Origin of the sequence: Microlunatus antarcticus (assembly GCF_014193425.1) — a bacterium.
GTDB lineage: Bacteria > Actinomycetota > Actinomycetes > Propionibacteriales > Propionibacteriaceae > Microlunatus > Microlunatus antarcticus.
In genome coordinates, this window is record NZ_JACHZG010000001.1 from 1,247,256 (window position 1) to 1,268,105 (window position 20,850).

23 protein-coding genes, 1 tRNA gene and 1 riboswitch are annotated in these 20,850 nt (G+C 74.0%); of the genes, 18 read left to right on the plus strand and 6 right to left on the minus strand.

Annotated elements, in window-relative coordinates:
• Positions 1-39 precede the first annotated feature (39 nt).
• The 3 genes from FHX39_RS05730 to FHX39_RS05740 form a co-directional block, all read right to left on the minus strand.
• Positions 40-1,371 (minus strand): MFS transporter, encoded by a 1,332-nt coding sequence (locus FHX39_RS05730; protein WP_332836685.1) that lies wholly within the window; start codon positions 1,369-1,371, stop codon positions 40-42.
• A 4-nt stretch (positions 1,372-1,375) separates the two neighbouring features.
• Positions 1,376-1,461, minus strand: a tRNA-Leu gene (locus FHX39_RS05735).
• Between the two features lie 102 nt (positions 1,462-1,563).
• Positions 1,564-2,865 (minus strand): MFS transporter, encoded by a 1,302-nt coding sequence (locus FHX39_RS05740; RefSeq protein ID WP_198423272.1) that lies wholly within the window; start codon positions 2,863-2,865, stop codon positions 1,564-1,566.
• 59 nt (positions 2,866-2,924) lie between these two features.
• Here FHX39_RS05740 and FHX39_RS05745 point away from each other — a divergent pair, with 59 nt between their 5' ends.
• Together FHX39_RS05745 and FHX39_RS05750 are read left to right on the plus strand one after the other, a co-directional pair.
• Positions 2,925-4,268 carry a M20/M25/M40 family metallo-hydrolase gene (locus FHX39_RS05745; RefSeq protein ID WP_332836686.1) on the plus strand — a complete coding sequence of 448 codons (1,344 nt, stop codon included), beginning with the start codon at positions 2,925-2,927 and terminating at the stop codon, positions 4,266-4,268.
• 67 nt (positions 4,269-4,335) lie between these two features.
• Positions 4,336-4,548 carry a DUF5703 family protein gene (locus tag FHX39_RS05750; RefSeq protein ID WP_183337190.1) on the plus strand — a complete coding sequence of 71 codons (213 nt, stop codon included), beginning with the start codon at positions 4,336-4,338 and terminating at the stop codon, positions 4,546-4,548.
• 122 nt (positions 4,549-4,670) lie between these two features.
• Here FHX39_RS05750 and FHX39_RS05755 read toward each other — a convergent pair whose 3' ends face one another.
• A complete protein-coding gene (locus FHX39_RS05755; RefSeq protein WP_183337191.1) occupies positions 4,671-5,651 on the minus strand; it encodes an aldo/keto reductase in 981 nt (326 codons plus the stop codon).
• A 62-nt stretch (positions 5,652-5,713) separates the two neighbouring features.
• On the opposite strand from FHX39_RS05755, the gene FHX39_RS05760 reads away from it, so the two are divergent.
• The 11 genes from FHX39_RS05760 (at position 5,714) to FHX39_RS05810 (ending at position 14,366) form a co-directional block, all read left to right on the plus strand.
• Positions 5,714-6,757, plus strand: coding sequence for an LLM class F420-dependent oxidoreductase (locus FHX39_RS05760; protein ID WP_183337192.1), 1,044 nt, complete (start codon positions 5,714-5,716; stop codon positions 6,755-6,757).
• Positions 6,754-7,293, plus strand: a complete 540-nt coding sequence (locus tag FHX39_RS05765) for a flavin reductase family protein (protein WP_183337193.1) — start codon at positions 6,754-6,756, stop codon at positions 7,291-7,293. The genes FHX39_RS05760 and FHX39_RS05765 overlap by 4 nt, the downstream gene beginning before the upstream one ends.
• Before the next feature lie 44 nt (positions 7,294-7,337).
• Positions 7,338-7,727, plus strand: coding sequence for a RidA family protein (locus FHX39_RS05770; protein WP_183337194.1), 390 nt, complete (start codon positions 7,338-7,340; stop codon positions 7,725-7,727).
• A gap of 10 nt (positions 7,728-7,737) precedes the next feature.
• Complete coding sequence (locus FHX39_RS05775) at positions 7,738-8,475, plus strand: histidine phosphatase family protein (protein ID WP_332836687.1); 738 nt, start codon at positions 7,738-7,740, stop codon at positions 8,473-8,475.
• Between the two features lie 54 nt (positions 8,476-8,529).
• The gene (locus FHX39_RS05780) at positions 8,530-9,126 is read left to right on the plus strand and encodes a DUF3090 family protein (RefSeq protein ID WP_183337195.1); all 597 of its coding nucleotides are present in this window, start codon (positions 8,530-8,532) and stop codon (positions 9,124-9,126) included.
• A gap of 27 nt (positions 9,127-9,153) precedes the next feature.
• Positions 9,154-9,990: an SCO1664 family protein gene (locus FHX39_RS05785; RefSeq protein ID WP_332836688.1), complete on the plus strand. Its 837-nt coding sequence runs from the start codon at positions 9,154-9,156 to the stop codon at positions 9,988-9,990.
• 182 nt (positions 9,991-10,172) lie between these two features.
• Positions 10,173-11,417, plus strand: a complete 1,245-nt coding sequence (gene mshC, locus FHX39_RS05790) for a cysteine--1-D-myo-inosityl 2-amino-2-deoxy-alpha-D-glucopyranoside ligase (RefSeq protein WP_183337196.1) — start codon at positions 10,173-10,175, stop codon at positions 11,415-11,417.
• 75 nt (positions 11,418-11,492) lie between these two features.
• A riboswitch (FMN riboswitch) is annotated at positions 11,493-11,631 on the plus strand.
• Positions 11,632-11,724: 93 nt separating this feature from the next.
• On the plus strand, positions 11,725-12,432 hold the full coding sequence (pnuC, locus tag FHX39_RS05795; RefSeq protein WP_183340993.1) for a nicotinamide riboside transporter PnuC: 708 nt from the start codon (positions 11,725-11,727) through the stop codon (positions 12,430-12,432).
• 147 nt (positions 12,433-12,579) lie between these two features.
• Positions 12,580-12,846: a phosphoribosyl-ATP diphosphatase gene (locus tag FHX39_RS05800; RefSeq protein WP_183337197.1), complete on the plus strand. Its 267-nt coding sequence runs from the start codon at positions 12,580-12,582 to the stop codon at positions 12,844-12,846.
• A gap of 135 nt (positions 12,847-12,981) precedes the next feature.
• The gene (hisG, locus tag FHX39_RS05805; protein ID WP_198423666.1) at positions 12,982-13,827 is read left to right on the plus strand and encodes an ATP phosphoribosyltransferase; all 846 of its coding nucleotides are present in this window, start codon (positions 12,982-12,984) and stop codon (positions 13,825-13,827) included.
• Between the two features lie 5 nt (positions 13,828-13,832).
• A complete protein-coding gene (locus tag FHX39_RS05810; protein WP_183337199.1) occupies positions 13,833-14,366 on the plus strand; it encodes a PH domain-containing protein in 534 nt (177 codons plus the stop codon).
• On the opposite strand, the gene FHX39_RS05815 is transcribed toward FHX39_RS05810, so the two are convergent.
• Positions 14,344-14,844 carry a hypothetical protein gene (locus FHX39_RS05815; RefSeq protein WP_183337200.1) on the minus strand — a complete coding sequence of 167 codons (501 nt, stop codon included), beginning with the start codon at positions 14,842-14,844 and terminating at the stop codon, positions 14,344-14,346. The genes FHX39_RS05810 and FHX39_RS05815 overlap by 23 nt on opposite strands.
• Before the next feature lie 82 nt (positions 14,845-14,926).
• Between FHX39_RS05815 and FHX39_RS05820 the strand changes: the two genes are divergently transcribed.
• From FHX39_RS05820 to FHX39_RS05840, 5 genes are all read left to right on the plus strand, one after another.
• A complete protein-coding gene (locus FHX39_RS05820; RefSeq protein WP_183337201.1) occupies positions 14,927-15,484 on the plus strand; it encodes an SseB family protein in 558 nt (185 codons plus the stop codon).
• Positions 15,485-15,801: 317 nt separating this feature from the next.
• Positions 15,802-16,524, plus strand: a complete 723-nt coding sequence (gene infC, locus FHX39_RS05825; RefSeq protein WP_183337202.1) for a translation initiation factor IF-3 — start codon at positions 15,802-15,804, stop codon at positions 16,522-16,524.
• Between the two features lie 138 nt (positions 16,525-16,662).
• Positions 16,663-16,863: a 50S ribosomal protein L35 gene (rpmI, locus tag FHX39_RS05830; protein ID WP_183337203.1), complete on the plus strand. Its 201-nt coding sequence runs from the start codon at positions 16,663-16,665 to the stop codon at positions 16,861-16,863.
• Positions 16,864-16,937: 74 nt separating this feature from the next.
• Positions 16,938-17,321, plus strand: a complete 384-nt coding sequence (gene rplT, locus FHX39_RS05835) for a 50S ribosomal protein L20 (RefSeq protein WP_183337204.1) — start codon at positions 16,938-16,940, stop codon at positions 17,319-17,321.
• Positions 17,318-18,115, plus strand: a complete 798-nt coding sequence (locus tag FHX39_RS05840; RefSeq protein WP_183340995.1) for a TrmH family RNA methyltransferase — start codon at positions 17,318-17,320, stop codon at positions 18,113-18,115. Before rplT ends, FHX39_RS05840 begins: the two co-directional genes overlap by 4 nt.
• 3 nt (positions 18,116-18,118) lie before the next feature.
• Here FHX39_RS05840 and FHX39_RS05845 read toward each other — a convergent pair whose 3' ends face one another.
• Positions 18,119-20,845 carry a helix-turn-helix transcriptional regulator gene (locus FHX39_RS05845; RefSeq protein WP_183337205.1) on the minus strand — a complete coding sequence of 909 codons (2,727 nt, stop codon included), beginning with the start codon at positions 20,843-20,845 and terminating at the stop codon, positions 18,119-18,121.
• Positions 20,846-20,850 lie beyond the last annotated feature (5 nt).

Sequence of the window (20,850 nt, forward strand, 5' to 3'; positions counted from 1 at the left end):
TTCGGTGCTCGGGGGTTCGTACGACTGACCAGTGTGGGGTCAGGAGGCGCGACGGCGGTGGGCGACTCTCGCGACGATCGCGGCCGCCGCGACGCCGAGCGCCGCACCGCCGAACGACCAGGACAGCCCGGCCACGTCGATGACGACGCCGGCGATCGCCGTGCCGAGCGCGGCCCCGGCCGTGTTCGACGCGGACAGGAACGACTGGGCCTCGTTCAGCCGGGCGGGCGGCACGAGCTGGTCGAGCAGCGCCTGCTGCATGATCAGGGCCGGCGCGATGGTCAGCCCCGTCAGGAACAGCACCGGCAGGAGGACGACGAGCTGCGTCGTCCCTGTCGCCAGCAGCACGGCGAGCACGCCCAGCAGGGTCGCGAACACGGCGAGCAGGCGGGGTACGGCCTGACGCTCGCTGTGCGACCACGTCCGGGCCCCGTACGCCAGTCCCCCGAGGGTGCTGCCGCCCGCGATGGCGGCGAAGAGGATGCCGACGCGCTCGGTGCTGCCGAGCGCGAGGTCGGCCGTGCCGGCCATCGACGTGTCGAGCTGTCCGAAGCCGATGCTGATGACGAGCATCACCGCGAGGACGACCGGGACTCCGGCGGCCGTCAGCGCCGTCCGCGGGCCGCTGGGCGCCGCCGACGCGTCGTGGCCGGCCGCGGCCTGCTGCGTCCGGGCGGTCGCACGCCGGGCGACCCCGGTCAGGCAGTAGCCGATCCCGCCGACCGCGAGGAGCCCGGCGGTGACCAGCAGCGGCAGGGCGTTGATCCCGGGCAGCAGCAGGACCGAGAGCAGCAGCGGACCGAGGACGAAGGCGAGCTCGACCGATGTGGCGTCCAGGGCGAAGGCGACCCGCCGGGCATCCGGGTCGGGCAGGACGATGCGAAAGCTGGAGCGCAGGGCCGGTCCGATGGGCGGATAGCTGACGCCGACGCCGGCGGCGATGACGAGCAGCAGGTGGTCGGGCGCACCGCGCGTGGTGGCCAGGGCGAGGAGGGCGAGCAGCGCCGCGCTGGTCAGGGCGGTGGGCAGCAGCACCCGGAGCTGCCCGAAGCGGTCCATCAGCCGGCCCCAGAGCGGGGTCCCGAGCGCGGCGCCGATGGCGTACACCCCGCTGACCAGGCCCGCCAGGGCGTACGTCCCGCGCTCGGACTCGACGAGGATGAGCACGCCGAGCGGCGTCATCGACAGGGTGAGCCGCGCGAGCGCGGCGAAGAGGAACGGCCGTGATGCCGGTCCGTGGCGGAGGAGCCGTCCGTACGCCCGGACCCCCGTGCCCAGCTCGACAGGCTGATCCGTCGGCGCGGGCCCCTCGACGACGCCGGGCGCGGGAGGCCCCGCGTCAGGCGGTCGTTGTGAGGGTGTGTTCGACAAGATGTGTCCGAGGGGGGACTTGAACCCCCATTCCCCGTAAAGGGAACTAGCACCTCAAGCTAGCGCGTCTACCTATTCCGCCACCCGGACCGGTGCGGCCCGTTTCCGGACCGAGGGATGACTATACCTGTCCCGGAGGGCTGCTGACGCACGGTCGGTCCCGTGGACGCCTGGGACGCCTGCTGCCCGCGATTACTGCCCGCGGTCGTGCCAGTGCCGGGCGATGGCGTGGGGCAGGGTGTCGATCACGTCGCCCTGCTCCGCCATCCCGGCGCGGGTCAGCCGGCGGGTCCGGACCACGGCGAGGAAGCCGAAGGCCCAGGGCAGGTACTGGAAGCAGAAGCCGAGCTTGAAGTCGCGCAGCGTGTACGCGCCGTCGGGCGCCAGCGCGTCGAGCACGATCCCGATGACGAGGATCGTGGTGAGCGAGGCGGTGAAGCCGCCGACGTTGACGATGCCGGAGGCCACCCCGAGCCGGGGCGTCGGGTTGAACGAGCGGGCGAAGTCGAAGCCGACCGCCGACGCCGGGCCGTTGGCCGACAGCACGAGCATGAGGATCACGACGACGGGCAGCGGTGCCGGTCCCGGCCAGAGCAGCACCACGGTCCAGATCACGACGGTGGCGACGAGCACGGTCAGGACGAGGTTGGAGCGGCGGCGCGGGTAGGCCGCGGTGAGCTGACCGGTGACCGGCAACACGACCAGCCCGGCGAGCACCATCAGGGTCAGCAGCGAGCCGGCGAGCGTCGCGCTGTAGCCCAGGCCGATGGTGAGGAACGGGAAGCCCCAGAGCAGGGCGAAGACCATCTGGGAGAACTGCGAGGTGAAGTGCGACCACAGACCGAGGCGCGTGCCCGGCTCGGCGAAGGACAGCCGCAGCTGGCCGACGGCCTCGCGCCAGGTGATCGGCGGCGAGGCCTGCGCCCCGATCGGCGAGTCTCGGATCCCGGCGAGCACGGCGACGCCCACGAGCACCCCGATCGCCGCGGCGCCCAGGTAGGCCGGGGTCCACCCGAACGTGTGCAGCACCAGGACCAGCGGGATGGTGGCCGCCACCTGCCCCAGCTGCCCGAGCAGGCCGGTGACCTGCGTGAGGATCGGCACCCGGCGCGCCGGGAACCAGGACGGGATCAGCCGCAGGACGCTGACGAAGGTCATCGCGTCGCCGGTGCCGACGAGCATCCGGGCGACGATCGCGCCGGCGGGCGAGGTCGTGAGGGCCATCAGCACCTGGCCGCCCGCCATGACGAGCGCGCCGAGGGCGACCATCTTGCGCGACCCGATGCGGTCGACGAGCACCCCCACGGGCACCTGCATCACCGCGTACATGACCAGCTGCAGGACCGCGAAGACCGAGAACAGGGACGCCCCGATCGCGAAGCGCGCCGTCGCGTACTCCGCCGCGACGCTCAGCGAGGAGCGCTGGAACACCGCCAGCCCGTACGCGAGGACGCCGACCCCCCAGACCAGCCAGGCTCGGGAGGGGAAGCGCACGTGCCTCATTCTCACCCCTGGCGCCGGGTCGGTCGGGTCGGCCGGACGAGAATGAGCGCGTGAGCGACGACACGAGGACGAACGTGCAAGGTCTGGACGCAGCCCCGGACCGCGAGGTGGTCGAGCTCTGCCGGGAGCTGATCCGCATCGACACCACGAACTACGGCTCCGAGCCGGGTCCGGGGGAGCGCGACGCGGCCGAGCGGGTGGCCGGCTGGCTGGACGAGGTCGGCATCGAGAGCCAGCTCTACGAGTCGGAGCCGCGCCGTACGTCGCTGGTCGCGCACTGGTCGCCCGAGGGGACCGACGAGAGCCTGCCGCCGCTGCTGGTCCACGGCCACCTCGACGTCGTGCCCGCGAACGCGGACGACTGGAGCGTCGACCCGTTCTCCGGGGAGATCCAGGACGGCTGCGTCTGGGGCCGCGGCGCGGTCGACATGAAGGACTTCGACGCGATGGTGCTGAGCGTCGTACGGGACCGCGTCCGGACGGGCCGCGCGCCCCGGCGTCCGATCCGGCTGATCTTCACCGCGGACGAGGAGGCCGGCAGCGGGCTCGGTGGGCGCTGGCTGGTCGAGAACCACCCGGAGGTCGTGGAGGGCTGCACCGAGGCGATCGGCGAGGTGGGCGGCTTCTCGCTCACCGTCCGCGACGACCTGCGGCTCTACCTCGTCCAGACGGCGGAGAAGGGGCTGGCCTGGCTCAACCTCATCGCCGACGGACGCGCCGGGCACGGGTCGTTCCGCAACGACGACAACGCCGTGACCGAGCTCGCCGCCGCGGTCGGGCGCATCGGGACGTACGAGTGGCCCAACCGCATCACCGCGTCGCAGCAGGCGTTCCTCGAGGCGGTGTCGGAGGCGCTCGGCGTCGAGCTCGACACGAACGACGTCGAGCCGACGCTGGCCAAGCTCGGCAGCATCGCGCGCATGGTCGGGGCGACGATGGGCAACACGGCCAACCCGACGATGCTGCGCGCCGGCTACAAGCACAACGTGATCCCCGGCCGGGCGACCGCGTCGGTGGACGGGCGGTTCGTGCCGGGCGGGCAGGACGCCTTCTTCGAGACCATCACCGAGCTGCTGGGGGAGAAGGTCCGCTACGAGATCGAGAACGTCCAGCCCGCGGTGGAGACGGAGTTCTCCGGGGCGCTGGTCGAGGCGATGCAGTCATGCCTGGCCGCCGAGGACCCGGGGGCCAAGGCGGTGCCGTTCCTGATGAGCGGCGGCACGGACGCCAAGGCGTGGGACGCGCTGGGCGTGCGCTGCTTCGGCTTCGCACCGCTCCGGCTGCCGCCGGACCTCGACTTCGTCGGCATGTTCCACGGCGTGGACGAGCGGGTACCCGTCGAGTCGCTGGAGTTCGGGGCACGCGTGCTCGACCGGTTCCTGGACCAGGCCTGACCTCACGGCTGAGACGCGCCCCACAAGTCCTCGCAGCCGCTCCGGTCGCGGATTACCCTCGGTCTCGATGATCACGAGCTACGCCGACGCACGGCCGGTCGACTACGAGGTCCAGAAGGTCCGGCTGCCCCGCGACCTGTCGCGCGGCGCGGTCCGCCAGCTGCTCACGGAACGGTGCGAGCACGGGGGCTGGGAGCTGACCCGCCTGCGGCGCTACCGCGACGGCACGCGCGACGTCTGGGTGCGCCGCAAGATCATCCGCGCGCGCCTGACGGTCTGACCTTCCTCGTCGTACGCCCTCGCCCCGGTCACGAAGTCCTTCCGCGCGGCCTCCACGCAGCCGCGTACCGGCGGCACAGCCGCACAGGTTGCGGCCTGTGCGGCTGACCCGGAGGTGCGCGGCTAGCTCCGGGCGGCGAGGGGCGAGCGCAGCGCGTTCGGCCCACCGGAGACGTCGTCGAGCGCCGAGCTGATCTCCGGGGGCAGCGTCAGGCCCTCGGTGGCCAGGGCGGGTGCGAGCTGACCCGCCGTCCGGGCGCCGAGCAGGGGAGCGGTGACGCCGGGCGCGTCACGGACCCACAGGAGGGCGACCTGCAGCGGGGTGAGGTCGAGGCCCTCGGCCGCCCGGCTCACGGCCTCGACGACGCCGCGGCTGCGCGGCTCCAGGTAGGGCTCGACGAACCAGGCGAAGTGCTCGCTCGCAGCCCGTGACCCGCGGGGCGTGCCCACGCGGTACTGGCCGGTCAGCACGCCGCGGCCCAGCGGCGACCACGGGAAGCAGCCCATCCCGAACGCGTGCAGCGCCGGGAGCACCTCGACCTCCGCGCGCCGCGCCAGCAGGGAGTACTCGACCTGCGCGCTCACCAGCTGGCTCCGGCCCGGCACCGCCCGCTGCCAGGTCGCGGCCTGCGCGGTCTGCCAGCCGACGAAGTTCGAGACGCCGGCGTAGCGGACCCGCCCGCTCGTCACCGCCTGGTCGACGGCGCTGAGCGACTCCTCCAGCGGTGCGTCGCCCCAGGCGTGCACCTGCCAGAGGTCGAGGTGGTCGGTGCCGAGGCGGGCCAGGGAGGCGTCCAGGTCGCGGAGCAGCGCGCGCCGGGAGGTGTCGACCACGCGCTCGCCGCGGCGGACGACGAACCCGGCCTTGCTGGCGATCACGACGTCGTCGCGGTGGGTGACCTCGTCGACGAGTCGCCCGACCAGGCGCTCGGCGTCGCCGGCCCCGTACGCGGCGGCGGTGTCGATCAGCGTGCCGCCGGCCTCGCAGAACGTCTCGAGCAGGCCACGGGCCTGCTCCTCGCCGGTGTCGCGGCCCCAGGTGAGCGTGCCGAGCCCGAGCCGTGAGACGACCAGGCCGCTGTCGCCGACGCGTCGTGACTCCACGCAGGCGACCCTATGGCCCGGCGGCTCCTGGACCGGTCCGCGGGCTGGCCTACCGTCGGACGATGCGGCTCGCGCTCAACCTCGGCTACCTGTCCGGCCGGGCCGACCCGGCCGAGACCTTCGCGCTCGCGCAGCACGCGGAACGGCTCGGCTTCGCGTCGGTCTGGGCCGCCGAGGCGTACTCGTCCGACAGCCCGAGCGTGCTCGCCTGGCTCGCCGGGCAGACCTCGACGATCGGCCTCGGCGCGGGCGTGATGCAGATCCCCGGACGCACGCCGGCCCTGACGGCGATGACCGCCGCGACGCTCGACCTGCTGAGCGGCGGCCGGTTCTCCCTCGGCCTCGGGGTGTCCGGACCGCAGGTGTCCGAGGGCTGGCACGGGGTCCCGTTCGCGGAACCGTCGGCCCGCACCCGGGCGTACGTCGAGGTCGTCCGTCTCGCGCTCAGCCGGCAGACGGTCCGCCACGACGGCCCGCACCACCCGCTGCCGCTGCCCGACGGGCCGGGCAAGGCGCTGCGGCTGGGGCTGCGACCGGTCCGCGACCACCTGCCGCTCTACCTCGCCGCCGTCGGACCCAGGAACCTCGAGCTGGCGGGTGAGATCGCCGACGGCTGGCTCGCCGTCTTCTTCGACCCCGACCTCGCGGCCGAGCAGCTCGGTCACGTCGGGTCCGGCCGGGCCCGGGCCGGGCTCGACCTCGACGGCTTCGACGTCGTGGCGACGGTCCCGCTGTCGGTCGGCGAGGACCTGCACGCCTGCGCCGACCCGGTCCGGGCGTACGCCGCCCTCTACGTCGGCGGCATGGGCAGCCGCGAGCAGAACTTCTACTTCTCTCTCGCCGTCCGGATGGGCTTCGCGAACGAGGCCGCCGAGATCCAGGACCTCTACCTCGCCGGGCGTCCGCGCGACGCCGAGGCCGCGGTCCCGTACCCGCTCGTCGACCGCACGTCGCTCCTCGGGGACCGCTCCCGGGTCGCCGACGGGCTGGCCCGGCTGGCGGCCGCCGGCGTGACGACCTGCGCGCTGGTCCCGTACGGGGTGACGCTCGCCGACCGGCTGGGCGCGCTGACCCTGGCCGCCGAGGCGCTAGAACTGACGGCATGACGATCCACAGCGAGCACCCCTTCGCCGAGGCCGCGGGCGACCGCAGCCCCCTGCGCCGGTTCCGAGGGCGCATGGTGTCCCCGGTGAGCGTCTGGACGGCCCTCGGCGAGGGGCGTCGGGCGGGCTGGACCGTGTCGTCGTTCCTCGTCGCCGAGGGCGAGCCGGCCGAGGTCCTCGGGCTCGTCGACGAGGACAGCGACCTGGGCGAGCTCCTGACCCACCCCGAGGCCCAGCCGGCCGTGGTCGTCAACCTGCTCGGGTGGGACCAGCGCCAGCTGGCGGACGCCTTCGCCGGCCAGGCGCCCGCCCCGGGCGGGGTGTTCCGGCTGGGGGAGTGGACGGAGTCGGCGTGGGGTCCGGTGCTGCTCGGGTCGGCCGGGTGGATCGGGGCGCGGCTGACCGCGGAGCCGCCCGGCCACGCGGGCTGGGGCCTCCTCGTGCGGGCCACGGTGGAGCACGTCGAGCTGTTTGACGTGCCGACGGACGGGCTGCTGGCCCACGTCCGGGGCCGCTACCGGGCGGTCACCGGGGACTGAGCCCGCACCCTTGACCCCGGAGCCGCGGTGCGGGACGGTCAGCCATGACCAGACGAGCCGTCACCAGCTCCCGGGCGCCGGCCGCGCTCGGGCCGTACAGCCAGGCCGTCGTCGCGGGCGGGTTCGTGTTCTGCTCCGGCACGGCCGGCATCGACCCGGCGACCGGGTCGGCCCCCGACGGGATCGAGGCGCAGACCGAGCAGGCGCTGCTCAACCTCGCCGCGGTCCTCGGGGCCGCGGGCGCCTCGATGGACGACCTGGTGAGGACCACGATCTTCTACGCCGACGTCGACGACTTCGCCGCCCTCAACGCCGTGTACGCCCGGCACATGCCCGACCCTCCGCCCGCGCGCTCCGCCCCGGCGAACGTCCGCCTGCCGCGCGGGCTGCTGGTCTCGATCGACGCGATCGCGGTGCTTCCGAGCCCGCACTAGCCTGACGGACGTGACCACCGTCCTGCTCGTCCGGCACGGACGTACGTCCGCCAACACCGCCGGCGTGCTCGCCGGCCGCTCCTCCGGGGTGGAGCTCGACGAGCTCGGGCGCGAGCAGGTCCGCGCCCTCGGCGAGCGGATCGCCGGCGTCCCCCTCCGCGCGCTCGTCAGCTCGCCGCTGCGGCGCTGCCGGCAGACCAGCCAGGCGCTGCTCGCGGCCCGTACCGACGGTCTCGGGCTCACCGTCGAGCAGGGTCTGACCGAGTGCGGCTACGGCGACTGGACCGGGAAGTCGCTCCGCGACCTGGCCAAGGAGGACCTCTGGAAGACGGTGCAGACCCAGCCGTCCGCGGTCCGCTTCCCGGGCGGGGAGTCGATGACCGAGATGTCGTCCCGGGTCGTGCAGACCATCCGGCGCTGGGACGCGGAGATCGCGGCCGAGCACGGCGACGACGCGGTCTGGGCCGCGGTCTCGCACGGCGACCCGATCAAGGCGATCCTCGCCGACGCGCTCGGCCTGCACCTCGACAGCTTCCAGCGGATCATGGTCGACCCCGCCTCGCTCTCGGTGATCCGCTACACCGCCACCCGCCCGTACGTCGTCACCACCAACTCGACGAACGCCGACCTGGGCAAGCTGCTGACGCCGCCCCCGAAGAAGGCCGCCGAGGGCGACGCCGCCGCGGGTGACAGCTCTGCGGACGACGCCGCGGTGGGCGGCGGGCTCGGCGCGGGCGGGCACGCGTAGGTCGGCTCCGCCCGGACGCCCGGACACCGCTCCGCGGCGCACTAGGCTGGTTCCATGGCGATTCTCGTGCACCGCTACGACGCGCCGGACCGGTTCGTCGCCGGCACCGTCGGCACCCCCGGCGAGCGCACCTTCTTCCTCCAGGCCCGCGAGGGCAACCGCATCACCAGCGTCGCGTGCGAGAAGCAGCAGGTCTCGGTGCTCGCCGAGCACCTCGACCGCGTCCTCGACGAGATCGTGAAGCGCGGGACGCTGACCTCGGGCTCGTCGGTCAGCACCGGGCGGGCGCGGGACGTGGACCCGCTCGACGCCCCGATCGCGGAGGAGTTCCGCGTCGGCACGATGACGATCGCGTGGGACCCGAGCATCGACCGGATCGTCATCGAGCTGTTCTCCAACATCGACCAGGACGAGACCGAGACGCCGGGCGAGGGGACGGGCGGTACGCCCGCCGGCCTCGACGCCGAGGTCGAGGCCGACGAGGTGTTCGTGGTCAAGATCACCGCCTCGTACGCCCGTGAGTTCGTGACCCGCGCGCAGGCGCTCGTCGCCGCCGGACGGCCCCCGTGCCCCTTCTGCCTGCAGCCGATCGAGCCGACCGGTCACATCTGCCCGCGGGCCAACGGCTACCGCCGCGCGCTGTTCTCCTGAGCCCGCGCGAACCCCCGAGACGCTGACGTGACCGACGCCGCGCACGACCTCGTCCACGCGGACGGGTCGCGGCACCCTGCGCTCACCGCGCCGCTGCGCAGCGGCCGCCTCGACCGCGAGGAGCTCGAGATCACGGGGCGGCTGCTGACCGCGTCGAACGCGACGTTCCTGGGTCAGCTGCGGACCGACGGGCTCGACCTGACGTGCGTCTACAAGCCGACGCAGGGCGAGCGACCGCTGTGGGACTTCCCGACCGACACGCTCGGCCGTCGCGAGGTGGCGGCGTACGAGGTGTCGCGCGCGGCGGGCTTCGACTGCGTCCCGGTGACGGTGTTCATCGACGGTCCCTTCGGGCCCGGCTCGCTGCAGGTCTGGGTCGAGTCCGAGGACGACGCCGTCGCCCGGCTGGTCGACCTGGTGCCCAGCAAGCGGGTGCCGAAGCGGGGCTGGTTCCGGTGCGTGGAGGGGCTCGGCGCCGACGACACCGCCGTGGCGGTCATCCACGCGGACGACCCGGCGCTGCGGCGGCTGGCCGTCTTCGACGTGCTCGTGAACAACGCCGACCGCAAGGGCGGCCACATCCTCTCCAGCGAGGGCCACCTCTTCGGCATCGACCACGGCGTGACCTTCAACGTCGAGAACAAGCTGCGCACGCTGCTGTGGGGCTGGGGCGGCTCCGAGCTGACCGAGGACGAGCGCGAGCTGGTGCGCCGGGCTCGGGACGAGGCCCCGGCGGTCCTGGTGGGGCTGCTGGACGACGAGGAGGTGGACGTCTTCGCGCGTCGCGCCGACCGCCTGCTCGACCGCAACCACCTCCCGCGCCCGAAGGGCCAGTGGCCGTCCATCCCCTGGCCGCCGTTCTGATCTGTCGCTCTGAGCGTGGTGCGCCTTGATCTGCCGCCTTCGTCTCTTCTCGTGAAGCGCAGCTCCCGCGGTGCTGGGGCTGGGCGTGCTTCACGATCCGTTCCTCCAGGCGGCAGAGGCGCACCACGCTCATAGCTCCGCGGTCGCGGCTTCGCTCCGGTTGGCGCCGGTAGGGTGCTGCGGTGCAGGCCTGGCGTTCCCGTCCCGTTCCCGAGCTCCCCGCCCCGAAGGTCGCGGTGCGGGTGCGGGCGTACGACTCCAAGGCGCAGGGGCTGGTCGAGGTCGGTCCGACCGACGGCACCGCGCGGATGTACGTCTGCGGGATCACCCCGTACGACGCCACCCACCTCGGGCACGCGAACACGTACGTGGCGTTCGACCTGCTCAACCGGGCGTGGCGCGACGCCGGTCTCCTCGTGAACTACGTGCAGAACGTCACCGACGTCGACGACCCGCTGATCGAGCGGGCCGACCGGGACGGCGTCGACTGGCGCGAGCTCGCCGACAGCCAGATCGAGCTGTTCCGCGAGGACATGGAGGCGCTGAACGTGCTCGCGCCCGCCAGCTACGTCGGCGCGGTCGAGGCGGTGCCGCTGATCGTCGAGCTGGTCGAGCGCCACCAGCGCGAGGGCAACGTGTACGCCGTCGACGACCCCGAGCACCCCGACCTCTACTTCGCCCAGACGGCGGACCCGACGTTCCTGTCGTTGTCCCACCTGAGCCCGGACGAGGCGCGCCCCGTGTTCGCGGAACGCGGCGGCGACCCCGACCGGCCCGGCAAGCGCGACCCCCTCGACGCGCTCGTCTGGCGCCTCGAGCGACCGGGGGAGCCCGCGTGGGACTCGCCCTTCGGCCGCGGACGGCCCGGCTGGCACGTCGAGTGCGCCGCCATCGCGCTCGACCGGCTCGGCCCGGCCTTCGACGTCCAGGGCGGCGGCAGCGACCTGGTCTTCCCGCACCACGAGATGTGCGCCGGCGAGGCGCAGCTGACCACGGGCGAGACGTTCGCCCGGGCGTACCTGCACAGCGGCATGGTCGGCCTCGACGGCGAGAAGATGAGCAAGTCGCGGGGCAACCTCGTGTTCGTCTCCGCGCTCCGACGCGAGGGCGTCGACCCGATGGCGATCCGGCTCGCGCTGCTCTCCCAGCACTACCGCTCGGACTGGATGTGGACGCCCGACCTGCTGGTCGCCGCCCAGGACCGCCTGGCCGCCTGGCGCGAGGCCGTCCGGCTCGACAGCGGGCTGAACGCCGACGGGGTCCTCGCCGAGGTCCGGGCCGCGCTGGCCGACGACCTCGACGCACCGCGCGCCCTGGCCGCGGTGGACGCCTGGGCCGACGCCTCGCTCGCGGTCGACGCCGACGACGCGTACGCCCCGAGCCTGGTGGCGCAGACCGTCGACGCCCTGCTCGGCGTGGCCCTCTGAGGGTCACGCCTCGGCCTTCGCGCGCGGGGCTTGCCGGGAACGCTTAGGATTCACCCGACGAGTTGAACGAGCTCGCGCGTGTTCCGGGGTCGGTGAAAGTCCGAGCCGGCGGTGACAGTCCGCGACCCGTACGCAGCCCCACCCGGGGCCGCGTCCGGTTGATGTGGTGAAACTCCACGACCGACGGTGAGAGTCCGGATGGGAGGATCACGCCGCAGCCTGTCCGCGCGCCCGCTCGGAGCCGAGCGAGCGCCTGGACGTGCCTGCGCACCCCGGACGCCTGCGGCGTACCGAGCGGAGCACGAACATGGACCTGCTGAACCGGCTGCTGGAAGCCAAGCTCGACTGGGGACCCGGCGTCTACTGGCGGGAGATCGTCGGGAACGTCTTCGGGCTGGCCAGCGCCCTGCTGGGGATGCGCCGTCGCGTCTCCGCCTGGCCCGTCGGCATCGTCGGGAACGTGCTGCTCTTCACCGTCTTCGTCGGCGGTGCCCTGGGCGGCCCGTTCGACGAGGCCGGCAAGTCCGACCTCTGGGGCCAGGCCGGTCGCCAGGTGTTCTTCGTGGTCGTGAGCGTCTACGGGTGGGTCCGCTGGTCGCAGTTCCGCCGTCAGGGCGGCTCGGGCGGCGCGGGGGTCACCCCGAGGTGGGCCGGGATGCGGGGACGCTTGCAGCTCCTGGTCGGCGCCGTCGTGCTCTGGGTCGCCTTCTACTTCATCCTCGGTGCGCTGCACTCCTACAACGCGCCCGCCGACGCCTGGATCCTGACCGGCTCGATCCTCGCCACGTACGGGATGGCCCGCGGCTGGGTGGAGTTCTGGCTCGTCTGGGTGGCGGTCGACGTCGTCGGCGTGCCGCTGCTGCTCGTCGCCGGCTACTACCCCTCCGCGATCATGTACATCGTCTACGGCGCCTTCTGCGTGTTCGGCTTCGTCTCCTGGCTCCGCCTCGAGCGTGCTGGCCGCCAGGGCGAGCCGATCGCCGCCGCCGACCCGGTCATCGAGACGGTCGGCTGACCCTCGGCCCTCACGCTCCCTGAGCTTGTCGAAGGGCCTCGGAGAGGTTGGCGTCAGCCCGTCAGCAGACGAGTGCCAACCCGTTCCGGGCCCTTCAAAGGCTCAGGGAGCGGCGGCTGTGGTGCGCGGCGCTTAGGGTGGCCGATCGTGAGCAAGACGTTCGAGACCCTGTACGCCGAGCTGGCCGCCAAGGCCGCCGCCCGTGAGCCCGGGTCGTCGACGGTGGCCCGCCTCGACGCCGGGGTGCACGAGATCGGCAAGAAGGTCGTCGAGGAGGCCGCCGAGGTCTGGATGGCCGCCGAGTTCCAGTCCAAGGACGACGCGGCGACGGAGATCAGCCAGCTGCTCTACCACCTCCAGGTGATGATGCTGGCCCTCGACCTCTCGCTCGAGGACGTCTACTCCCACCTCTGAGGGCCCCCGACCTGACCTGAGAACTCCGGGGTCGCTCCCACCGCCCCACCTAGGATGACGGCCGTGACGAGCCTGGGCAGCGTGGACCGAGAGGCCGACCGAGGGGTCGACGGCGGGGCCGACGGAGGACGTCGCCTGATCCGCGTGGCGGTCCCCAACAAGGGCGCGCTGTCGGAGTCCGCCTCCGGGATGCTCCGCGAGGCCGGCTACCGGCAGCGCACGGACACCAAGGAGCTCGTCCTGCTGGACGAGGCGAACGGCGTCGAGTTCTTCTACCTCCGCCCCCGCGACATCGCCGTCTACGTGGGGGAGGGCACCCTCGACGTCGGCATCACCGGCCGCGACATGCTGCTCGACTCCCGCGCCCCGGTCACCGAGGTGCTGCCGCTCGGCTTCGGCCGCAGCCGGTTCCGCTTCGCCGCACCCGCCGGCAGCGGCCTGGACGTGCCGTCGCTCCAGGGTCTGCGCATCGCCACCTCGTACGCCGGCCTCGTCGGGGGCTACCTCGCCGAGCGCGGCGTCACCGCCCGGCTCATCTCGCTCGACGGGGCGGTCGAGACCGCGATTCGCCTCGGCGTGGCCGACGTGGTCGCCGACGTCGTCGAGACCGGCACGACCCTGCGGCAGGCGGGCCTCGAGCTCTTCGGCGAACCGCTGCTCCTCAGCGAGGCGGTCCTGATCCGCCGCCGCGACGCCGCGGTCCCCGGCGGTCTCGAGGGGCTCGAGCGCCGCCTCAACGGCGTCCTCATCGCCCGCAACTACGTGATGATGGACTACGACGTCGCCGACGACGTGATGGACGCCGCGTGCGCGATCACGCCCGGCTTCGAGGGTCCGACCGTCTCGCCGCTGGCCCGCGAGGGCTGGCAGGCGGTCCGTGCCCTGGTGCCTCGGCGAGAGGCTCAGCAGGTGATGGACGACCTCTGGGGCCTCGGCGCCCGGGCCATCCTCGTCACCGACATCGCCGCCTGCCGGTTCTGACGCCCGTGCCCGCGTCGCCGGTCGGCCCGACCGACCCCGTCCAGCCCGACCCCGTCCAGCCCGTGGTCTTCGCACCCCGGCGTCTCCGCGTGGTCGGCGTCGTCGTCGCGGTCGCCCTGGTCGCGCTGACTTTCTACGGCTGGTTCGCGCTGCCGCGGGAGGTCCGGGTGCTGTTCACCGTCTCGCAGCTGCTGACCCTGCTCGGCTTCCTCGCGGCGCTGGTCCTCACCGTGCTCGGCGTCGCCGCCAGCTCGGTCCGGGCGGACGCCGACGGGCTCCGCGTCCGCAACGGCCTCCGGGTGCACCACGAGCCCTGGTCGCGCGTCCACCAGGTCGTGCTGCGGCCCGGCGACGCCTGGGCCTTCGCGCTGATGCGCCCCGAGGGCGGTCCCGAGGGCGAGTTCACCGCCGACATGGACACGCGCAAGCGCTACCTCGTCGGGATCCAGGCCGGGGACGGGGCGTACGCCCGCGAGGCCGTGGTCGAGCTGAAGCGACGGCTGGCGCAGGCCCGCGCTACTGGATCCCGCGCGACTTGAGCAGGGCCTCGATCTCGGCCATGTCGTCGTCCTGGGCAGGCGCGGCCGCCTTCGTCTGACGACCGCCGGTGGTCGCGGGGGCCCGGCCCGCGGGCGGCTGGCCCGCCGCAGCCTTTCCGCCCGTGACCTCCTTCGACGCAGCCGACCCGGCCGGAGCCGCCTTCGCGGCCCTGCGGCTGCGCCGCCCGAGGGTCCGCCCGACGAACCAGAGCACCACGCTCAGGGCGAGCAGGCCGAAGCCGATCCAGGCGGTGAGGTCGAAGACGTTGCCGGTGGCCCAGCGGACGACGGCGACGACGGCGTCCCACACGAGGCGCAGCAGCCCGACCAGGTAGAGGGCGGTGACGGCCAGGGCGAAGGCGAGGCCCTGGAGCGCGCGTCCGCGTCGGCCCCGGAGGAACAGCACCACCGCGACGACCACCCCCAGCAGGCTGAGGCCGATGCAGAGGGGCAGGAGGACGACGTCTACGGCAGGCACCGTCCCAGCGTGCCACCGGAACTTCCCCGGAGCATCGGGGAGAGCACCCGGTCCACCCCTGGTCCCGCGTACGGTGGCCCGCATGCCCGACGCCCAGCACCCCCCGCACCTCGAGCGCACGCTGGCGCCCTCACCCTTCCCCGGCGACGACGGCCTGGCCGACCCGGCGGCCCGCCGGGCCCTGGCCGCGGCGGTCCGGGAGCCCGGGACGGAGACCTACCTGCGGGCCGTCACCGCGCTGTGCACCACGCGCGTCCTCGTCCCCGTCGTGGCCACGGCCACCCGCGTGGGCACCACGTCCGGGGGACTCGTGGGGGACAAGGAGGCCGACATGTCGGTCGTCATGCTCGAGGCGGCCGACGGCCGCCGCGCGCTCCTCGGCTTCACCGGCCTGGACGCGCTGAAGGCGTGGCGCGCGGACGCCCGCCCGGTCCCCGTCACCCTCGACCTGGCGGCGCGGACCGCCCGGGCCGAGCAGGTGACGACGGTGCTCGTCGACGTCGCCGGCCCCCACCCGCTGGTGATCGAGGGGGAGGTGCTGGACGCGCTCGCCGTCGGGCACCGGCTGGTCGAGGTGGAGCCGGGGGAGTTCGGCTGGGCCGTCCCCGTGGCCGACCCCACGGACGACGGCCCGGAATAGCCCGAGCGCCGTAGGACGTTGTTCCAGGCGTCGGAGGCCCGGGCGAACGTGCCCGGACGCCGTCGTCGGTGCTAGCATCGGTGCCGACCGATTCGGCGTCCGCGCCGGATCCGCAAGCGGAGACCTGATCTCCCACCCGTACGACTCCTGCGGCTCACGCCGCGAAGGCTGTTGTCGGGTCGGTCCATCGCACCGGCGTGCTCGCCGGTCGCTGTGGTGTTCAGGGTCTTCGCGCGTGCGCGAGGACCCTTGTCCTCGTTCCGGGCGGATCCGTCCCGAGGCCGGCTCGGCGCCGACGGCCTCAGACGTACGACCGCATGACCCAGAGCACCACCACAACTGGAGGACATATCAGCACCGAACCGCGCATCAACGACCGCATCCGCGTCCCCGAGGTCCGCCTCGTCGGCCCCGCGGGCGAGCAGGTCGGGATCGTGAAGATCGAGACCGCGCTGCAGCTGGCGACGGACTCCGAGCTCGACCTGGTCGAGGTCGCTCCGATGGCCCGGCCGCCGGTCGCGAAGCTCATGGACTACGGCAAGTTCAAGTACGAGAACGCGCAGAAGGCGCGGGACAGCCGTCGTAACCAGACGAACACGATCATCAAGGAGATGAAGCTCCGCCCCAAGATCGACGTGCACGACTACGAGACCAAGAAGGGTCACGTCGTGCGGTTCCTCAAGGGTGGGGACAAGGTCAAGATCACGATCATGTTCCGCGGTCGTGAGCAGTCGCGGCCCGAGCTGGGCTACAACCTGCTCAAGAAGCTTTCCGCCGACGTCGACGAGTTCGGCTTCGTGGAGTCGTCGCCCAAGCAGGACGGGCGCAACATGATCATGGTCCTCGGCCCGCACAAGAAGAAGACCGAGGCCAAGGTCGACATCGCGGCCGAGCGCGACCGCCGCATGGCCGCCCGGGCCGAGAACATCGCCGCTGAGGAGCAGGCCGCCGCCGAGCAGCGCGCGCAGCACGCGGCCCAGCCCTCGGTCCCGCGCCGTCGCGGCCCCGCCGACAACATGGACCCCGACATCGAGGTCTGAGCCGGCACCGGATCGGCAGGACCAGCACGACCGCGGCACCAGCACCACGCCGCGGAGCAGGACCCGCCGGGGGCAGCCCCTCGGCGGGACGTGACACGCCCGCGCCTGGCGCGGGTGAGGGAAGAGATGGAGCGGCAGATGCCGAAGATGAAGACGCACTCCGGTGCCAAGAAGCGGTTCCGGTTCACCGGCACCGGCAAGGTCATGCACCGCAAGGCCGGCAAGATGCACCTGAACGAGCACAAGCCGTCCTCGCAGACCCGTCGCCTCACCGGTGACGCCGAGCTCGCGCCGGGCGACGCCGCCCGCGTGCGCAAGATGCTCGGTCGCCGCAGCTGACGCTGCCCCTTCTTCCTCCTCCCGCCGGACGCCCGAGACCTCGGGGCCCGGCCCCACTCCAGTAAGGAACACCGATGGCACGCGTCAAGCGCGCAGTCAACGCGCACAAGAAGCGCCGCGAGATCCTCGAGCAGGCCTCCGGCTACCGCGGTCAGCGTTCGCGTCTGTACCGCAAGGCCAAGGAGCAGGTCACCCACTCCCTGATGTACGCGTACCGCGACCGCCGCGCGCGCAAGGGGGACTTCCGCAAGCTCTGGATCCAGCGCATCAACGCTGCGGCCCGCGCGGAGGGCATGACCTACAACCGCTTCATCTCCGGCCTCAAGGCCGCGGGTGTCGAGGTCGACCGCAAGATCCTGGCCGAGCTGGCCGTGTCGGACGCTCCCGCGTTCGCCGCGCTGGTCGCGGTCGCCAAGGCGGCTGCGCCCGCCGAGGTCCCGGCCACCACCGCGGCCTGAGGCACACCCTGATCGGATCTCGCCCGGGACCCGGTCGTCTCCAGCGCCGCAAGGAGCGGGAGGCGGCCGGGCTCTTCCTCGCCGAGGGCCCGCAGGCCGTCCGCGAGGCCCTGCGCGCCGGGGTCGTCACCGACCTCTACGTCGACCCCACGGTCGCCGAGCGGCTCGCCGACCTGATCGGTCTCGCGGCGGAGCTCGGCGTCACGCCCCGCGAGCTCGCCGGGCGTGACCTCGCCGCCCTCACCGACACCGTCACGCCGCAGGGCGTCGTCGCCGTGTGCCGCCGCGTCGACGTCGGGCTGGCCGAGGTCGTCCGCCCCGGTACGCGGCTGGTCGTCTGCTGCGTCCAGGTCCGCGACCCCGGCAACGCCGGCACCGTCGTGCGCTGCGCCGACGCGTTCGGTGCCGACGGCGTCGTCCTGAGCACGGGCTCGGTCGAGCTCACCAACCCCAAGACCGTCCGCGCGAGCGTGGGCAGCCTCTTCCACCTGCCGGTCGCCGTCGGGGCGGGGCTCGCCGCCGTCGTCGAGGCCGCGCACGTGGCGGGCCTGCAGGTCCTCGCGGCGGACGGATCGGGCGACGTCGAGCTGTCCGAGCTGTCGCGGACGGGCGACCTGGTCCGCCCCACGCTCTGGCTCTTCGGCAACGAGGCGTGGGGGATGCCGGCCGAGGACCGCGCGCTGGCCGACCGCGTCGTCCGCGTCCCGCTGTTCGGGGCCGCCGAGAGCCTCAACCTGGCCACCGCCGCCGCCGTCTGCCTCTACGCCACCGCGACCGCGCAGCACCCGGGCTGAGGCTCAGGCCTCCAGGACCTCGTCGTCCCGGACCGCGGTCGTGCCCCCGACGGCCCCGTCCGCGCGCACGAGGGCCAGCATCTGCGCCTTCGAGGCCACCCCCAGCTCGGCGTAGATGCGGGTGAGCGCCTTCTCCAGGCTGCGCAGGGAGAGGTAGAGGCGGTCGGCGACCTCCTTGTTCTTCTGGCCCAGCATCAGCAGCCGGACGATCCGCGTCTGCTGCTCGTCCAGCCGGCTGTTGAGCAGCCGACCCTGCACGTCCTCCGCCGGCGGGGCCCAGGACAGCGCCAGCGCGTGACGTCGCCAGCCCTCCAGCCCGTGGTGGGCGAAGACGAGCGCCGCCTCGTCGCGGAGCCGGTCCGCCTCAGGCCCGGCGGTGAGCTGACCCAGGCGCCGGGCGAGCGCGAGCAGCGCGCGGGCGCGGCCGACCTGACCCTCCTCGGCCTCGGCGACGGCCAGCGCGCGGGCGAAGGCGGGCCGGATCTCGAGCGGAGGGGAGACGAGCGCGGCCGCCCGGGCCGCCGCGGCGACGGCGCCGGGACCCGCGGGCTCAGGAAGGCCCGCCGCCCGGTGGGCCTGCTTCCCGGCCGCCGGCTCCCCGTCCGCGACCTGGGCCTCGACCAGGTCGGCCAGCACGAGCCACCGCTGCTCCGGCGGCAGCGGCGGCTGCCGACGCGCCAGGGCCTGGAGCCCCACGACGGCCTCCCGGTACCGCCCGTCGACCAGCTGTCGTTCGGCCCGGGCCTGCGCGAGCGCCGGCGCCTCCGACGCGTACGCGGCCTCGCCCGGGTGCAGGGTCCCCGGAGGCAAGCCCGTGAGCGTCTCGAGCCGCACCAGCGCGGGGTCGAGCCCGCGGACGTGCACCGGCCCGGGCAGCGCGAGGTCGACGAGCTCGTCCGCCGTGCGTCGGGCGGCCCCGACCCGCCAGGTCGCCACCTCGAGCTGGAGGCGGGCGGCAGTCAGGAAGTGGGTGGCGTGGCGGCCGGCCTGCCGGTGCGCGCTGGCGGCCTCGAACAGGTGCTCCTCCGCCTCGGCGTGGGCGCCCGCCTCGACGAGCACGGTGGCGAGCAGGAAGTCGTCGTACCAGCCGCGGCCCTCGGAGGAGTCGCGCCAGCGCAGCGCCGCCTCGCGAACGGTGTCGGCCCGGGCGGCTCCGGCCGCGCGCTGCCGGCTCACGTCGACCAGCCGCCAGAGGGCGCGGTCGGCCAGGCTCGCCGAGCGGCTGGCCTGACGGGCGCGGTCGAGGTACTTGCGGGCCTGCACGTCCGCGCCGACCAGGAGGCTGTTCCAGGCCGTCAGCGTCATGGTCTCGAAGACGACCGCGGGCCGGATCAGCTCGAGCGCCGAGAGCAGCTTCTCCGACGGCACCGCCAGCGCACGGTCGTCGGCGACCTGGCTCAGGAACCCGCGCCACCGGGTCAGCTCCGGCAGGTCGGCCTCGTCGACGGCCGGGGCCCGCACCGCCTGCTCGAAGGCGTCGCGGGCGTCGAGGAGGTGCCCGGAACGTTCCGCGCGGGCGGTGAGCTGGAGCCAGTCGTGCGTGGTGGGTGGGTCCGCGTGGCCCACGACGGCCCAGGCCAGGGCCTCGGCGAGGCGGTCGTCGACGGCCGCGTCGGCCCCGGCGAGGGCGCGGCGGGCCCGGGCGAGCACCTCCGGGGCGGGCGCGGGGGTGTCGAGCGCGTGCAACGCGCTGCGGACCGGGTCGAGCCCGGCCCAGGCTGTGCCCAGCGCCGCGGCGAGGTCCTGGCGCGCGGTGTGGCCGAGCCGGTCCTCCGCGAGCCAGCCCGACGCGGTGCGCCGCGGACGGTACCCGCCCGGCACCGCCTCGACCAGGCGCCGGTCGAGCAGCGACGCGAGCGGCCCGGAGCCGGTCACCCCGTCCAGCACGACGGGCGGCACGGTGCCGCCGAGCGGGAAGCAGGCCAGCGCCCGGAGCTCGCGCGGCGTCAGGCGCTCCAGGTCCGGCGCCACGACGCTGCGGCTCGTCGCGGACACCGCGAGGCGGAACGGCAGGGTCCGAGACCCCTCGAGCCGGTCGGGGTCAAGGTGCGCCGCGACCTCGCGGAGCAGCAGCGGGTTGCCGTCGGTGAGCCGGGCCAGGGCCTCGGCCACGGGCGCCGCCACCTGGCGTCCGGTCCACCCGGCGAGGGCCTCCCGGGCCTCCGCCGCCCCCAGGCCGCCGAGCCGCAGGCGCTCCAGGTCGGCGGCGCCCGGCGGGAACGCCTCGTCGGGGCAGCTCAGGACGTACGAGACGTCGAAGGTGTGGTTGTGGTGGGCGAGGAAGACCAGGAGCGCGAGCGACTGCGGGTCGCAGCGGTGGAAGTCGTCGGCGACCACCACCACCGGCCGTGAACGCTCGGGCATCGCGCGGTAGCGCTCGGTGATCCGGCGTCCGAGCTCCTCGGGGTCCAGCCCGTCCTCGACGGCCGAGGCCACGAGCCCGTCGCTGCCGCTGCGGGCGAAGTCGACCACCCCGCGGACGGTCGGACCGGCGTTCCGGACCGCCGCCCACGGCTCCGACCCGCTGCTCGCGCTACCGGACAGCCACATCAGGTCGCCCTCGAAGTCTGTCAGCGCCGCGCGCAGCAGGCTCGAGCGTCCTATGCCGCGCGGGCCGGTGACGACCAGCGTCCGTCCGACCTGGCCGCGCTCCCCGGCGACGGTACGGACCCGGGCGACCTCGTCGGACCGGCCGACGAAGACCTGCGAGCCGCCGCCGTTACCGCCCACGTCCG